This window comes from Anaerobiospirillum sp. NML120511, assembly GCF_023050955.1.
Taxonomy (GTDB): Bacteria; Pseudomonadota; Gammaproteobacteria; order Enterobacterales; family Succinivibrionaceae; genus Anaerobiospirillum.
In genome coordinates this window covers 54,681-71,355 of the sequence record NZ_JALKIK010000024.1, presented here as the reverse complement: position 1 = coordinate 71,355, position 16,675 = coordinate 54,681, and the positions used below count along the sequence as shown (strand labels likewise).

The following is a 16,675-nucleotide window of genomic DNA, read 5'->3' as shown; positions in this document are numbered from 1 at the left end:
CATATAATCTTTTGGACGAGCCTGCCCTTTTCCTCAGAATTACAGTTCATCCGGCAATTTCGCTGTAGCCTCTTTGAGCTTAACAAAGCCTTTATTTATCGCCTTTATGGTACGACTTACCTTTGAGTTCCCCGTACGGGTCAGAGCCCCTGTACCCCATACCATGAGAACTGCATCAAAACAGGCAAACACATCCATGAAAATTAATATGAAATCATTATAGGAAATCCGAAGATCGCAACATGTACTCAGCTAACTTTTCAGTAAGAACAGGCAATCCCAAGTACTATGGGCCAGAATATGTCAGGTTCGTGCTTTCACAGGGGCATGCTGGAATGGATGGTTAGTTGGATGGATGGATGGATGGATGGATGGATGGCTTGCTGGTTGGTTTTGATGGACAAAAGGCAGAGTAAGCCCTTGCAATGAGATGAGGCCTGCACGTCAAAGCGTCAGATTACGGTTACGGTTAATGTATGACCATGTGACGGCTGCTTGTTCAGATATGAAACAGGCGTGCAGCTGTTGAGGCACTTGAGTTTACATTGCCGTATGGTTGAGAGGGAAAGCTGGATGGTGGGCCGGCGTTGGACTTTATCTGATGGGGCGGGCTATTGCCCGGCATTGCGCCGGGCAGGGCTTGCTCTTGTGCGTTGAGCTGCGGCTGAGCCTGCGGCAGCGGATGCAGCAGCGGATGCGGCTGCAGATTTATAAGAATTGATTGTGCATTGAGAGATTGTCGTCGGGATCTATGAGCCCGGGTCAGGATGATGATTTCAGAGGCTTAGCTGTAGCCCTGCATGCGTTTGAGGATTTTGACTATGTGGTCGCGGTTCCTGGCTGTTTTCATAAAGGTAGGCAGGAGATCTGACTGCTCTCGCAGCGGGTATTTGTTTTTGGGGCGTCGCAGATCAGCAGCAATAAAGTCAATCAGCCAGTTGAGGTGCTCCCGGTTAACCGCCCATACTGGCTTGCCCTTAAACCAGGTTAGAAACCACAACTCAAGACCAAGCCAGGGGTCGCGACCAGCTCTGATTTCAGGCAGATAGCTGTACTCTGACAGCACAGTACGATGCACACGCCCGGTCATCATGTGACGGCAGTGTGGACATGCCACCTTAAGCATATTGAAATGCTTCTGTCTTGGGTCTACCACATCAACACGGTAATAGCGCCCGCATTGCTCGCAGACATTATGGACATCACAGCGTACACACATCAGACTGACCTTCTCATTGTGAGAGCAGCTCTCACAGATAAAGGAGGCTTCGGTCTTAGTAGCTTTGAGAATGCCATGACCAGAGCATACAGGGCAGCGCACCTCCAGGCCGTCTTTAAAAGCGTTGTAAGCACCAAAGCTCATGAAAGGCATGTCCACGGCTTCAGTCTTTTCCTTTCCCATCGCGCTCTCCCTTTATCAGCAGCTCTGGTAGATAACCCAGGTGCGCTCAAAGCGCCGCTCTTTCAGATCATCGGTACTGATGCAGAAATTGAGCATTCCATCGTCACCAAAACCAAGGTTGAAATCTGGCAGCGATACCCCGTCAAGCTGCAGCAGCTGCTGCCAGCGCAGCGATGCCGGAATATCCTTAATATCAGATGATGATGGTGCAGCCGCGTCAGAATCAGGATGTTCGCCATGCTGAGCGCCACCCTGAGCGCCTGGCTGCGCTTCCTTACCGGACTGCTCAAGCTGAGCCTTATTGTCAGCAAGAGGCGGCATAAGCCTGTCGCACTGAGAAAACAGTGGCGCCTGCAGCACATCAGGCCAGCCCAGAATCTCAGTGGCATTGAGGATAAACGGCCTTTCACTGCCCAGAACGCGATCACAGCACTCCATATAATGATCATCTTCCAGGGTAATGCCAGTTATTTCACACATCTCCTCCCATGATGGCAGAGTCTTGCGTGAGCTGAACTTTAACAGAGCCTCAGGAAAATGACTGTCCTCTGGCAGCTTTTCAGGATAGCTGGCTGGACTTAGATTATCTGTTTCCTCAAACCACAGTACCTGACCGCAGCCAAAGTCATCCTTGCTGTCGCCCAGCTGCAGCTCTTCAAGATCATAGAAAAAGCTGAGCAGACCATGGTCCGGGAGCAGACTCTGATCATCAAGCTCCTTTAGCTCTGCACAGTTAATCTGAAGCAAAAAGGCAAGAGGACGTCCCTCAGGCATCCACTCAGGTGCATATACCGGCCAGACAAAATCAGATGGAACATCAGGGCGTCCACCAAAGCGACTTAGCACAGCAGGGATACTATCTGCACAGCTCTCATGTTCAGCGCTGATGTCAGAGTGAGCTGAAGCCTTATCGGCATCAGATTCCTGAGCCATTGGCTCCATACTGATTTTGATGGCATTGCGGGCCAGTTTGGCCAGAATTTGCTCGAGGGTCATAATACTTTAACGCTGACACACCGCCACTAATCAGGGTGTGCATGCGTCTGTCTCCTTTCCTTGTTCGGTTAAGAAAGCTGTTCGTCTGTACTGGAGTTTAACAAGAGGCAGCTGACAGTGCCTGAAATGACATTGAGGCCTGCTCATGGCCCCTGCAAGCATTGAAGCCTGCTCATAGCCCCTGCCAGCATCAAGCCGTGTCATAACAAGCAACTCAAAGACCTGCGTATCTGCATGTTACACCATGCTGCAGACATGACAAGGCTGGTGGCATATATTGCACACCAGCCTGTTAATAGTGAATTTGCAGCTTGCAGATGAGATCTGTCTTACAGCGCCCGCCCATGACATACAGCATTAAGCCGCTATGTGCTGCAATGCAGTTTAGGGCAGCACAGCCTGAGCATGGTTCGACCACACAGCTCTGATAGTGGTAAAGGCGCAGGTCATATCGGCGCACTGGGTTCAGCGCTGAGTGGCTCAGGCATATCCGTCTCTGCACTTAAAAGTGGAAGCGTAAAGGCATGGAGTTATCACGGGCAAACTTTGCTGCCTGCCAGAGCACAGCAAAAGCATGTCTTGCCAGCTCATCTGTGTTGCACAGCTCAGGAGCTGCGCATTCCTCACTGGAGTCCTGCTCACTGCTCCGGGCAGCATCCTCAGCTGCAGTAACCTCATTATCACCTGAGTCTGTGCTGCTCTGACAGTGACCAGGATGGCTTTCATTGATAACGCAGTCAGGCAGCTCAGGACTTTGACTGGCCCACTGCTCAACCTCTGTTTCATCTGCCTTCCAGATGAGATCATTGATTCGCTCAAGCTCACTGTAAAGGGCCTCAACAGTGCTCAGTGTGGCCATATGGTCATCAGGCATCTGTGCCTTAAATACAGCCTTGCTTGCAAAAGGCAGCCATACTGTTACACCGCTCATCAGACTCCACATCTGCGAGTAACGCTCATTGCAGTCTACAACAGCTTCATGAGCCATGTAATTAACGCCCACAGGAATCTTTTGCGGAACTTCACGTCCTGTGGCCTTGCAGGCAGCAGTGATCACCAGAGCACTGATTTCATCCCAGTACAGCCATGAGCTGAAAAAATCGCGCTCATAATCCTCATACCAGCGCTCGAAATTACCATCGTATGAGGAGCTCAGAGAGCCTTTGAGCTCTCCTTGCCAGCGGATAATGGCATCCAGAATTTCTTCTGATACCCTGTTTTTCTTTTCCTGTTCTACCTCAGATACAGGGGCCGCAGCATCAGAGGCTGCAGCATGATTGAGTTTATGAGGCTTAACCCTGGTCCAGTTACGAGAATAGTAGCGGGTAAGGGTTCCGGCATAAATATCAACACCCATAATCACTTTCTCCACTTTCAGCGCCGTCAGTTGCCCCATATCAGCTATAGGCAGCACCAGCTGCGGCTCAGGCATGTGAGGTCAGACATCAAACATCATGGTTAATGTTAATCCATACAGGCAACATACCACATCAGTCACAGCCTTAACCCATGAACAGTAAATACAGTCCATGGTAATACTCAAAGCGCAACATGGCTCACATTTAATGCCCTGGACAAGGCAGGCACATACTTATGGTATGCAGCAAAACGCACCGGCCAGACAATAAATTATGCTTCATTTCTGGTCCTGTCATCCCTTGGGAGTACCAGCCGCCAGCATGAGCCTGAATATGCAGGCAGGCAGTCAGTCAGACCTCACCTGCCCTTAGACGGAAAAAGGCTGCAGAAAACACCTCTGCAGCCTTCTTCATTTAACCAGGGCATAAGTCGGGCTGTGCCTGCATGACCGGCATGAGCAGCCTGACCAGCCAGCCCTTCCTGCCCTGCCAGCTATGGCTCATCAGTGCTATGGCTTACAGGCCTTGTGATTACAGGGCGTTGCGATAGATCTGCTTTACGTCCTCAAGGAGCAGTGGACGGATAAACTTGTCCAGACCTGGGTTGAACTTGACGCAATGCTCTGCCATCTCATCAATGCGACTGTCATCAATACCAAGGGCAGTAAGGTTGTTTGGAATACCCAGAGAGGTAAAGAACTGCTCAGTGCGATTGATGGCTTCATTGGCCATGGCCATGCGGTCATCCTGCTCAGCCATGCCAAAAACGGCCTTGCCATAGTGGCAGTAACGCTCAACAGTGGTCTCATTTAAGGCATAGCGCAGCAGATGAGGAGTCAGGATAGCCAGACCTACGCCATGAGTAATGTCATAAATGGCAGAGAGCTCGTGCTCCATGGCATGACATGGCCAAGGACGAATGCCGTTGCCCAGACTGCAAATGCCGTTGCAGGCAAGTGAAGAGGCCCACATCATATTGGCACGGGCATCGTAATTCTCTGGCTCCTTAATCAGCAGAGGGGCGCACTCGATAATGGTCTTTAAAATGGTCTCACAAAGACCATCAGATACAGGGTTGGTAACGGCGCAGAAATACTGCTCGTAGATATGAGACATGATATCAGCGGCACCAGCAGCAGTCTGGTTTGCAGGCACGGTGAAGGTGTACTGAGGGTCAAGAATGGAGAAACGCGGATTGAGCAGATCAGAGATAATGGCCAGCTTTTCGTTGGTCTCCAGATTTGAGATTACTGCACCTGCGTCAAACTCTGAACCGGTTGCAGACAGAGTTAGCACAGTGCCCAGAGGCAGTGCCTTTGTCACCTTGCTCCAGTCCAGTACCTGCTCCCAGGCATCGCCGTCATAACATGCCGCAGCACAGATAGCCTTGGCACAGTCAAGCACAGAGCCACCGCCTACAGCCAGCACCAGGTCGATATTGTGCTCCTTGCACAAACGGGCCCCCACACGAACTGAAGTAACGCGAGGATTAGGCTCTACACCAGGCAGATCAAAAATCTGGCAATCAGAGAGCTTTTGCTTAACAGTATCGTACAGACCGGAGCGCTTGATGGAGTTGCCACCATAAACGAGCAATACCTTTTTGCCCACTGCAACAGTTTCTTTGTGAAGCTGCTCAATAGTGCCCTTGCCAAAGTGAACGCGGGTCGGGGTATAGAAAGTAAAGTTTTCCATCTAAATCTCCAATGTCCTTTATGACCAGGCCTGAACAACAGGCTCTTTAATTGTTTCCAAAGCATTGCAGCTTTCATTATGCTGCAGCTGCGCCCTGCACTGGTATGCCTTGAGGTCCCCAGATGCAAAATACCATGCATCAGGAAAGCTTTTGCCCTGAACACTAACTCAAGGCACATTTCAGTCAGACTGACCTGAAAAGCACAGCCAATCGTAATAAGTAAACATGACCGCTATCTGATTTATACATTTCAATGCATGAAAATACAAGAGGTACCGTGACTGTCGGCAATAGAATAACGCACATTGTAACGATGTCAAGCGATATGAGCGACTGCCTGCCCCTGCCTTCAGGCAATACATATGCAATCAAAAGCAGCCTTCATACAGCTCGTCACAGCAGCCATGGTACAGATCTTCGCAGCTGCCATGGTAGAGCTCTTAGCAGAAGCCATGGTACAGCTCTTCGCAACAGCCTTATACAGCTCATAAGCTGCCCATAACAGCCTTATGTCTACCATGACATATAACTTCAAGGCACTTTCCATACTGTTATATTTTAACAGGATGACTGTATTGGCTTTTATGCTCATTAAGTTCACGCTCAAAGCCTGATTTTATACTTATTTCAGCTATCAGACAGGGCGTGGGGTCGAGGTATCAATCGTAATATTTCCGAGTTGAGATTGATACGTTTCAACCTGCCAGCTCCTTGCCTATCGGTGTAATTTGTGACCATGGTTCACATAAACCAGGTAACATGGATTTCATAGTGATCACTTGTATGGTAGAGTGGTCATGCGCCCCGTAGTTATCAGCCTGTCTGACAAGATAAAAATTAAAATCTGATGTGAAAAATGCCTTTTTTTACGCGGCTTTTATTCATGTAACTCACATCATCTTATCCTGTGATGACTATCAAAATGCGCAAAACTGGATGTTCATGGAATATACTTGAATATATCAGGAGGCGCGACCGGCCATAAGAACCGGTAGAACACCCGCCCTTCTGAACTTAAGATACTAATTGAAAGCGCCGGTAATCATAATGACTGTCTGGCTGTTTCCCCCTATGCCATTTTCCCGGCCCGGCCCTGCATGACAGGTACGCTGCATACTGAGCGCCTTACAGCAGAGGCTTACTGTAATTTGAGGGCCGTGATCTGTCATATTGCTGAAAGTTAAGGAAATGCTCGGTCCCCTGCTGTGGTGGCTTGTGGCTCGAGATGGAGTATTACTCACGGCTGCTCAGACTGCCCCAGCGCAGTCCGATGCAGTCTTTGAGATGTTTAAGAGCCCCCTTTATGGCTGTAATCAGTCTGTATGTGAGAGGACTGCTTACATTCCGGGCAGTAACCATTACAAACATTACGGCGCATTATTATCTATTAAAATCAATACATCACTGTTAAAGCCAGTAATAATCAGGTAACTTAACTAAAATGCTGGATCAAGAAACTGTAAAGCGAATTATTAAGATGCACAGCGAGGGTATGACCCAGACCAGGATCGCTCAGACCCTTGGTATCTCTACCCGCACTGTCTACCGCAAATTGAAAAACCCTGACCCTAAACCACGCGATCCAACAGTACGACGTGGCCGCAGGTCCCCAATATCGGAAATCGATCAACGCCCTCTGCTGGAAACCTACATAAGACTGGGCTGCAATGTCACCATGCTCCATGAACTGGTCATGGGTAACCCGCAGCAGTTTGGTCTTCCTGAAGGCTTTTCCATGACCTACCGCAGCCTTGCCCGTCATCTGACCCGCAAGCTGGGACCATCCTACAAGCTGCGCAGGACCCTGGCCGATGAAGGTGTTGCAGCCAAACAAGGCATCTAGAATAAAAACACTTGACGGGCAGTTCTACGCCTGCCCGCTCATATCACAGCACTACAGCATCCCAACCTGAACGGGCGGCCCGACCTGCCACGTTCACCCATGGGACTTGTCTGTATCCATCTGACCGGGCAGTTCTACGCCTGCCCGCTTACCTCCCGGGACTTGCCAGTCCCTGACTGACAGGGCAGTTCTACGCCTGCCCTTTCACTGTCAGTCGCCCGCCTTTTCACCTCAGGCAAGACCAGGACAGTGAATAATTAACTGTCCATCAGGAAATATCACCTCATTTCCCAGAGCGGCCCCCCAGCCTGCACCTCACTGACGTACCGCCATTGTTATCTGCCCCACTGCACAAATTTTTCTGATCTTTAAAGCATTCCCTGTCCCAGCCGTCCCTTGCATCCCGGCTCACTGCTATCCACAGCAGCGAGGCGTACCTGCAAGGCAAGGCAAGGGTCAGGTACAGGCTGCCGGATCTGTATGGACGTTATGACCTGTATGCCATGAAAGTTGTGCCCTGCTATTTGCTACACCCATCATCCAGTATCGGTCATTGCTTTACGCTTCATGTCACTTTTGCCCATAAGATCGCAAAAAGCACATAGTGCACAGTGCACAGACACTCATAAAAACACTGCAACTGACGTACGGCTGCCGCTTGCAGAGGCGTACGACTGTGCGGCTACCCATATGTTGAGCGTGCCATAATGGCGCACTGTTGCCCTTAACAGGGGTTTTGTGACTTTATCTGACCCAATATGCACCAAAAATATGAAAAATTTTACATATCGAGGAAATTTGAGGTGGATCTCATTTTTATTTGAGCTATATTAGCTCTACTTTTTTGCACCCCGCATTAAAAGCCCCGCCAGACATGGAGAGCCTGAACCGAGGCTGTGTCACTTGCTTGCCCCTCCGTGGGTAACAGTAAGGCCGCAGCGCAGGTTTAGTCCCGTGCACAACAGCCAGGTCTTTAAACCTGGACAGCCTCCAGCCCGGCATTGCTGACAGCTTGTACTGTTGGCAGTACCGGCAGCTGGACGGATTGTGCCGGAGCCTTAATGTGTGTATCAGTGTCATTGTACGGGCAGAGCCGGTCAGTAAGACCGCCCCGCAGCATGGCATATGGTGCGCAGGGAGGACTGCAGTGCAGACTGATGCGCAGGCGTATCACTGCACAGCTGCTGTCGTTTGCCATTATCAGTTTCATAGTGGCCGTCCGGTGCAGTCTGTGGCCAGACGTAACTGTATCCATGAGAGAATGACCTTTTTCGTCATTTCCATCGATACCTGAAGTTACCTCAGGCCAGTTAGCTTTCAATACAATGGAGACGATTTCCCTGCTGATAAGGTCACGGGCTCCTAAGCGAACTCAATATCACCAGCCATAACAGGTACTGTCCCTGAGTTCCTGCAGCAGCAAAACTGTATCAGGACAGCTGCGCATCTGCTGTCCCCGCCGCCTCGGCCCAGCCGCCTCTGGCGCTTACAGCTAAGCTGCACAGCAAGGTCAGGCAAGGCATAACAGTGCCATGCCATGCAACGCAGTGCCATGATGCTCCTGCATTGCTGGCCGCAAGAGCAGTTTAATGTGATGCAACAAAATGCAATAAACTGCTTTGTAAAGCATTTAAACACTGAATGATATTGTTCGCGATAAGAGCATGACCTTCCAGTAAAGATCGTGAAATTTGATTCATGACAAAAACATCTACTACTTCGCCCTTAGAGGCCGCACGTAATGCCATTACCCCTGAAGAGAAGAAGCGCCGCCTGATTCAGAGCGTTTTCTATGGCATCTGTCTGGTCCTGGGTGTGATCTTTGGCCTGATGAACAACTCTGGCATCAATGATGTCATGAGCTTTATTGCCACAGCCTTTACCCGTCTGTTCTCCTTTATTGCAGTCCCAATCATTTCCCTGGCTCTGATTACCACTCTGGCCAAACTTGGTATGGACTCCAGCTCCGGCAGAATCTTCAAAAAGACTATCTTCTACACTCTGGCCACTACCATTGTAGCTGCCATGGTGGGTGCCATTCTGTTCAAGGTTATTGCCCCAGCCAATGTTCCTGCTGAAATTGCCGGCACCGCCGACATAGGCAAGATTCAGAGCTCTTCTTACCTTGACCATATCCTCAATGTCATTCCAAACAATATCCTGCAGCCATTTGTATCAGGAAATGTACTGTCCGTACTGCTCATTTCTGCTGCTGTGGGTATTGCTCTGGCCTTAATGCCTAAAAATGAGCGCCGTGACTCTCTGCTCAACGCCATTATGGGCATGCAGGATGTGCTCTTCATGATCATCAAGTGGATCATTGCCATTCTGCCAATTGGCATCATGGGTTTCACCGCTCAGCTGATTAGCGAGTATGAAAACGGCGTTGCCCTTGGATCAGTAGCTTCCTACTTTGGTGTAGTTGTAGGTGCCAACCTGCTGCAGATGTTTGTCATCCTGCCTCTGTTCCTGATTCTGCGTGGTCTCAACCCGATTCGTGTTGCCCGTGGCATGCTGCCAGCCATTGCAGTGGCCTTCTTTTCCAAGTCCTCTGCCGGCACCCTGCCAGTTACCATGGCTTCAGCTGAGAACAACTGCGGAGTTAACCCTAAGGTTTCCCGTTTCGTTCTGCCTATCTGCACCACCATTAACATGAATGGCTGCGCCGGCTTCATTCTCATCACCTCCCTGTATCTGATGCAGAATGCCGGTATTGAGATTACCACCGGAACCGTAGTTGCCTGGATATTCATTGCCACCATCGCTGCCGTAGGCAACGCCGGTGTACCAATGGGCTGCTACTTCCTGACCATCTCACTGTTAAGCTCCATGAATGTCCCTGTACTGCTCATGGGAATCATTCTGCCTGTTTATGCTGTTATCGACATGATCGAAACCGCCATCAACGTCTGGTCTGATGCTACCGTAGCCAATATTGTAAACAAGGACCTCGAGGGCGAGCTTGAAAACGAAGGCAAGAACCACGTAGCTGCCTGATCGACGCAAGCTTGATGCGTCACATCTGGCCCTGCCCTGAGCAGCGGTCCTGACAACATGAGCGCCTGATGCCACACGGTATCAGGCGCTCTGTTTTTTACCGGTGCGCAACAGACGCCCCAACCACCGCTACGCTGCGGTTCCGGCCTCTTGCCACCCTGGCCACACTGGCCTGACCCGGCGGGCCAGGCCTGTACTGCGGCCACCCTTCCAGCAGATCCGATGCGCATAGCGTACAGGACTAATGTTAATGTGCTCTGTGCCATGTTAAATGAGCTTTTAGGCTATAATCAGGCCCGGCCTGTAAGGCATAACATCTGTTGCAGGCACAGTGCAGCTGGCGTCCGGACGGCCTTATGGACAACGCGAGGCGCTGGTGCGGAGTACATACCGCCGCCAGCGGCGCTGCAGGAGCATGCAGCGGTGCCGCCAATGCAGCACTGCAGGCGCATGCAGCGGAGCCGCCAAATGCAGCCCTGCATGCGAGTGCAGTGGTGCTGCAGTGAGATTTCAAGGTTTAACTGGTAACAAGGAAGGTAAGCAATGCGCAGGCTCTCACCACGCCATCAGGTATATGTAACCCGCATAGGATATTTTCTGTGCGGCTTTGCCGTGGCATGCTGGGCACCGCTTATTCCCCTGATTCAGGACCATCTGCAGCTGAGCACTGAGGCTGTTTCCTTTATGGTTCTGGCCTTTGGTATTGGCTCGGTATCGGGCATGTTTATCTCAGGATTTTTGCTGCAGTGGATTGGCTTTAAAACCACCTATGCCATTTCCTGTTTTACCACCTCCGTTTCTATCTGCATACTGGCACTTATGCCTGGCTATGATACAGTTCTGGCCGCTCTTATTGTTTTTGGCATATCCATTGGCTGCCTTGAGGTGGTGATTAACGTTTTTGCTGCCTACATTGAAAAGAAGTACCGCATCATGATGATGTCGGTGCTCTTTGGCTACTACTCCATGGGAGAGGTTGTGGGTGCAGTGCTGATGATGCTGCTCCTGACCATCAGCCTGTCCCCGGCCGTGGCCATTGTTTCCCTGATTTCCATTACCTGGCTTGCCTCAGCCTGGTACATTCCAGCCATTATCAGCATCAAATCAGAGGACAAAAAGGAAAACCGCACCTTTGTCATGCCCCGTCAGCCTGTTATCTCACTGGCCCTTATTATCGCCTTTACCTATATGGTGGGCGGAGCCGTGCTCGACTGGTCAGGCCTTTATGTCACCGGAGCAGCTGATATCCCGCTTAATCTTGCTTCCTTTGGCTACTGCATTGTTGCCGCATGCATGCTGCTGTGCCGCCTGTACTCAAGAGCTGTTATCAATGTCATAGGTCCGTTCAACTTTGCTTTTTACGGCGCCCTTCTGATGATTGCTGCCATGGTGTGCATGGTACAGTTCCCTAATGTCTATGTGCTTACCATCAGCTTTATTGTGCTTGGTGTGGGCATGTCCAATATCAGCCCGCTGGTAACCTCAGCTACAGGAGCCCAGACAGCCATGCCTCTGGTACCGGCCATATCCTTCCTGTCTGTCTGCGGTTACAGCGGCCTGCTGCTCGGTCCGGCCCTGCTGGGCTTTATTGCCTCCTCTTTCTCCCTGGGCGGCATCTTCCTCTTCCTTGCATGCCTGACCGCCCTGAGTGCAGCCTTTATCTACAGCTGCCGCGCCCAGTTCAATGCTATCGACCCGCGCCACAACAGGACCGGGGCTGACAGGCCGGCATAACGCCTGCCGGACCGTTCCGGCCCTTACATGGTACTGCCTTGCAAGGCCAGGACCGTGACAGCACACCGGTTCCCGACCGGCGCTCAGCCCGGCGTTCATGCCCGGCTGATATCTGCAGCCCCTGAAAATAACAGCGCCCGCTCCCTGTATGCACTTGTGCAACGGGAAGCGGGCGTTGTTATTGGAGGATCCGAAGCCATGGCGCTGCAGCCAGGCGAGGCAGCAATGCTGCGCACGCGGCTTTGCTGCGCGTGCTGCCGTGCTGTACGCACGGCGGCGCTGCATGTGCAGCGGGGCTGCCGGACCTGAGCTTAGAACATGAGCAGAGTCTTGTAGACAGGGAAGTCGTAGGACTTGAAGCGCTCAACCAGCTCAAGGGCCACCTTGCGAATTTCAGTAAGGTCGGCACCCTCGGTGATCTTCATGTCAATAGGAGAGTTTTTGGACTGGAGCACCTCCATGAGCAGATCGGCCATCTGCTCATTGGAAACATCAGGATTATCCAGCATGCAGCTTACACAGAACTTGGACAGATCGTCGATGTAGATACCGCCGCCGGTTACTGGAGAGGCCAGGTAGTTGCTGGTACGACGCTGTTCTGATCTGATGGTGCCGACATTGAAGCGCTTGCAGCGCTCCTTGACCTCATCGCTGATGGTATCAGGGTTTACGGCAATATTTATAAACTCATTGCCCACGAAGAATATCATGCACTCAAGCAGAGTAATGCGGCTGACCTGCTCACCCTCGGCTCTGTCCTTATTGAGCTCATTGAGAATCTCGACAAATGAACGTACCTTGCGGTCGGTCATCATCTTAATGATTTCCTTGAGCAGCTCGGTGTGCAGGCTGATGGCACCGTGGCGGGAGCGGGCACGGCTGTAATCGTTCTCAGGATCACGGATAAAGATAAAGCAGGTCTTGTCGAGCTCTTCTTCAATCTGCTTTTCGCTGAGCTCAAGAACGCCCTTTACGTAGAGATCACTGCGGAACTGACCATTTACCAGGTAGTTGCGGGTCTCATGATACATAGGGGTCTTCTGCAGCGGAGTCAGCAGCTTGCGCTCGTCCTCGTTGAGCCAGACATTGTCCATGTTTTCCATCAGACGGGCGGCAGAAACATAGGTCAGTTTGGCTCTTTCAAAATCAGAGCTTACCTTTTCAAAGCTGGTAATATCCCAGTAGCTGTTGAGATACTCGTGGGCCAGATAATTGTTGTCTCGCTTGCCAATCTTGGAGTCATAGGCAGCCTTCAGCAGCTCAGGATTGCTCCCCATATAGCCAGGCTTGATGCGCAGGAGCTTCTCGACGAATTCCTTGCTGGCGGTAATGGAATCGGCGTGAGTAGTACCTCTGTTGAAAGTGATCATGTGCTTGTACATGAGGTTGCGGATTGGCTCAATACTGTTAAAGCCCGGGCCGCAATTGTAGGACACATACAGTACGCCGCCCACCTTGAGCTTTCTGGCGACGAAATCAACAATAGTCTGCTGATTGGCAGGAGAAATCCATGACCAGATGCCATGCAGACAGATATAGTCGAACATTGGCAGCTCTGGACGGGAGGCAAACTGGTCAAAGGCATCGTCACTGAGCTTGACCTCAATGGACTGGGAATCAATCAGATGACGGGCATAGTTTACCTGGGAAGGATTGAAGTCAGTACCAAACCACTTAACCTCAGAAGCACAGCCATGCAAAATGGCGCTGATACCGTTACCAAAACCCAGCTCACAGGCGGCAGTATCCGGACCGAGCTCAGGGAAGCGCACGCCCCTGGTCAGGAAATTAAAGCGCAGTTCCAGAGGGTTGAGAATATGGAAGTATCCATACTCATAATTGGTTTCGGTAACGTAACCCATATTCCAACTTTGCACTGGTTAATCTCCTCAATTATGGCAAGAACCGCCCGCCCGCATGCTATGCGCCTGCAGGACAAGACAGTCCCGGAATACTGACAGAAAACAAAATAAGGCTGCCCACCTGCCTGCCATGGGGTCTTTGCCCCTGCACCACCGGCAGCCGCCATGCCATGGCCATGCCATAGCAATGGCTATGGCCGTGGCAAGGCTGCCAGTGGGGACAGAAAAAATCGGGAACCTGTTGCAGCAAAAAATAAGATTACATCAATCTGTGCTGCGCACTGCACCACTAATGCACAGTTCATGCCCATAGAAACAGCAAATCCTGCTGTCTTTGCTCTAAAGATAGCAATGTATTGATAATTACGCGCGTTTTACCATGCTCAAAGCTGCAGGCAGGTTATGAAATCAGAATGGCCAGTCCAGGTAAGAAATACTCATCAGGTGCACGCTCAGGCCTCTGGCTGCGACCATGCCCCACTCACGGAATCATTGCATGGGACAGGCCGGGCTGCAGACAGGGTGTTATCAGGCCTGACGTGATGGGGCTGGCATGGCGTCGCCCTGCAGCGGGGTTGCTGTGGCTGCATCGGCTGCGGCAATGGCCTGGGCGTCAGCCTGGCGGGCGGTAATGCGGCTTAAAATCTCACCTGCCAGACTTAAGTAGGCCCGTGAGCCTATGCAGGTGCGATCGTAAAGTATAACCGGACGGCCGGTAGAAGGGGCTTCGCTTACCTGTGAACAGAAAGGAATGATGGTATTGAAGAGCATGGTACCCATATTGGACTTGAGGTCGGCTGCAATTTTCTGGGACAGAGGCTCGCCCTGGGTGTAGATAGTACGGACAATGCCCATCAGATGCACACGTGACAGACCTCTGCGCTTGAGACTTTCAAACAGGCGCATCAGGCTGCCAAGGCCCTCAACGGCAAAGTAATCACAGGTAGTAGGAATAATCAGTTCGTCAGCGGCACACAGGGCGTTGATGGTCAGCAGATTGAGTGCAGGCGGGCAGTCAATGATGAGCACATCGTAAATCTGGCGAAGCGGGCGTAAGGCCTCGGCAAGGCGCTGCTCACGACCATGCTCATTGTCAGCCCTGATACAGAAAGCGGTTAAATCGTCTGAGGCAGGAATAAGGTCGAATTTGCCGGTACGGTAAGGTTTGATGCACGGTACCAGCGAGGATCCGTCGATAAGCGCATTGCCCGAGCTGATAAAGCTCGATGGGCGATCGCGCAAAATTGATACGGTAGCCGAGCCCTGAGGGTCAAGGTCAATAAGCAGCACCTTACGTCTGGTGCCGGCAAAGGCGCAGCACAGATTAATGGCTGTAGAGGTTTTGCCTACTCCACCCTTGTTATTGGCAACAGCTATTACTAACGAATTACTTCTCACTTTAAGCCTCGGCTGAAAGCCAATCCAGATTAACCATATCGCAAGCTGCACTCAGCTGCGACGCCCGGCAGCGTCGTCTTCACTGCTGCACAAATACTCAGGTCACAATCTCACTCACTTCCGGCGCCCGCACAGCTGTGCGATGCGCTTACGCGCCTGCGCGCCTTGCACTGCCACGCGCAGCCATAATTGTCATGCGCAGCCCGCACTGCCGTGCGTTGCGCCTGCGCGCCTGCCAGTCTGTCCAGGTGCCCTGGCAACAAAACGGGCCATGTGCCCTGGCCACAGGAGGCATGAGCTCATGCCTGAAAGATGTCAGTTGTGACGGCCTGCCCCTTACGGGCAAGTGTCGTGCCATGATGTACAGGGGCCATGCATAAAGGCTTTGCCCCAAGTCTATTGTATTAGCAAAAGCCCTAAAGGGCAAAAGTCCCCGCCACTGCCAAAAGCAATGCACCACTAAACGCAAAGCGAGTCCACAGGCCTCTTCAGGCAGCAATAGCCATCATGAGCCAAAGTCCAGAGGGCTCGCCATACCTCCCCATACTGATAAAAAGTGCCATTGACCACGTATCTCCGCCCCTGCAAACGGCTGTACCATCCTTGCTCATAGCATGCCCTGGCGCCGCAGGATGGAGGCGGCTCCTGCCCAGCTGCCAGGCCATAGCCCTGTCACTGGTCTCGGGCCGGGGCATAGCCATGAGAATGGGCATTGCCATGGGAATGGGCAAGGCCATAGGAATGGGAATGGGCAAGGCCATAGGAATGGGCATAGCCATGGGAATGGGCAGACTCAGGCCTGTACTTATGTGCCCGTACCTGACAGAAATGCACCACATTCAACAAAAATGACATGATGGTTCAGGTACCAGGTGCATTTCTGATATCATAATTGGATAATGTATCTATAAAATCAGGCAAGGATGGCATTTTTTACAGCATGAGCTGCACAGATTAACCGGCAGCTGCTGCAGGCAGTCATCAGCCGGGACTTCAAGCGCTGCCCGGCACATGCTCTTGATACAGGCGTAATAACCTGCTGACAGGCATAATCTTATGTCCGCTCAGCAGTGACAAATGGCCAGATTACGGCTTTTGACCATCAAAATGGCCGGTACGATAAAGCATACTTGTCATCAAGCACAGCACATCCTGCGGCTGTCTATACTGCTGGCCATGAAGAAAACAGATTTATAAGGCCATAAACAGGCCGGTAAAAATAGTTTTGTTGGTTTTTGTGCCTTATAATAGGCTGTGTGTTTTACCAGCGTGACCACAGCGCCCTGTTACGAACATGAGTTCGAAAGACCCGCGCAAATACAGTCAGACTGTACCTGATTACATACAGCTGATAAGGTAAGAGTAACGAACAGCTGTGCCAGCATGTTC

10 protein-coding genes are annotated in these 16,675 nt (G+C 51.4%); 4 read left to right on the top strand and 6 right to left on the bottom strand.

What is annotated here, in order from left to right:
* Nucleotides 1-784 precede the first annotated feature (784 nt).
* From MXE39_RS08065 to MXE39_RS08050, 4 genes are all read right to left on the bottom strand, one after another.
* Nucleotides 785-1,402 carry a hypothetical protein gene (locus tag MXE39_RS08065; RefSeq protein ID WP_246977096.1) on the bottom strand — a complete coding sequence of 206 codons (618 nt, stop codon included), beginning with the start codon at nt 1,400-1,402 and terminating at the stop codon, nt 785-787.
* 15 nt (nt 1,403-1,417) lie between these two features.
* Nucleotides 1,418-2,398, bottom strand: coding sequence for a YwqG family protein (locus MXE39_RS08060; RefSeq protein WP_246977097.1), 981 nt, complete (start codon nt 2,396-2,398; stop codon nt 1,418-1,420).
* Between the two features lie 502 nt (nt 2,399-2,900).
* Nucleotides 2,901-3,755, bottom strand: coding sequence for a hypothetical protein (locus tag MXE39_RS08055; RefSeq protein ID WP_246977098.1), 855 nt, complete (start codon nt 3,753-3,755; stop codon nt 2,901-2,903).
* Nucleotides 3,756-4,287: 532 nt separating this feature from the next.
* The gene (locus MXE39_RS08050; RefSeq protein WP_246977099.1) at nt 4,288-5,451 is read right to left on the bottom strand and encodes an iron-containing alcohol dehydrogenase; all 1,164 of its coding nucleotides are present in this window, start codon (nt 5,449-5,451) and stop codon (nt 4,288-4,290) included.
* A gap of 363 nt (nt 5,452-5,814) precedes the next feature.
* Between MXE39_RS08050 and MXE39_RS12970 the strand changes: the two genes are divergently transcribed.
* The 4 genes from MXE39_RS12970 (at nt 5,815) to MXE39_RS08035 (ending at nt 12,026) form a co-directional block, all read left to right on the top strand.
* Complete coding sequence (locus MXE39_RS12970; protein WP_281503365.1) at nt 5,815-5,943, top strand: hypothetical protein; 129 nt, start codon at nt 5,815-5,817, stop codon at nt 5,941-5,943.
* A 950-nt stretch (nt 5,944-6,893) separates the two neighbouring features.
* A complete protein-coding gene (locus tag MXE39_RS08045; protein WP_246977100.1) occupies nt 6,894-7,295 on the top strand; it encodes a helix-turn-helix domain-containing protein in 402 nt (133 codons plus the stop codon).
* A gap of 1,698 nt (nt 7,296-8,993) precedes the next feature.
* Nucleotides 8,994-10,292 (top strand): dicarboxylate/amino acid:cation symporter, encoded by a 1,299-nt coding sequence (locus MXE39_RS08040; protein WP_246977101.1) that lies wholly within the window; start codon nt 8,994-8,996, stop codon nt 10,290-10,292.
* A gap of 543 nt (nt 10,293-10,835) precedes the next feature.
* Entirely contained in the window at nt 10,836-12,026 is a 1,191-nt protein-coding gene (locus MXE39_RS08035) for an MFS transporter (RefSeq protein WP_246977102.1), read from the top strand.
* A gap of 311 nt (nt 12,027-12,337) precedes the next feature.
* Here MXE39_RS08035 and MXE39_RS13095 read toward each other — a convergent pair whose 3' ends face one another.
* Together MXE39_RS13095 and MXE39_RS08025 are read right to left on the bottom strand one after the other, a co-directional pair.
* Nucleotides 12,338-13,903 carry a class I SAM-dependent methyltransferase gene (locus MXE39_RS13095; RefSeq protein ID WP_246977103.1) on the bottom strand — a complete coding sequence of 522 codons (1,566 nt, stop codon included), beginning with the start codon at nt 13,901-13,903 and terminating at the stop codon, nt 12,338-12,340.
* Between the two features lie 513 nt (nt 13,904-14,416).
* Nucleotides 14,417-15,286 carry a ParA family protein gene (locus MXE39_RS08025; RefSeq protein WP_246977104.1) on the bottom strand — a complete coding sequence of 290 codons (870 nt, stop codon included), beginning with the start codon at nt 15,284-15,286 and terminating at the stop codon, nt 14,417-14,419.
* Between the last annotated feature and the right edge of the window lie 1,389 nt (nt 15,287-16,675).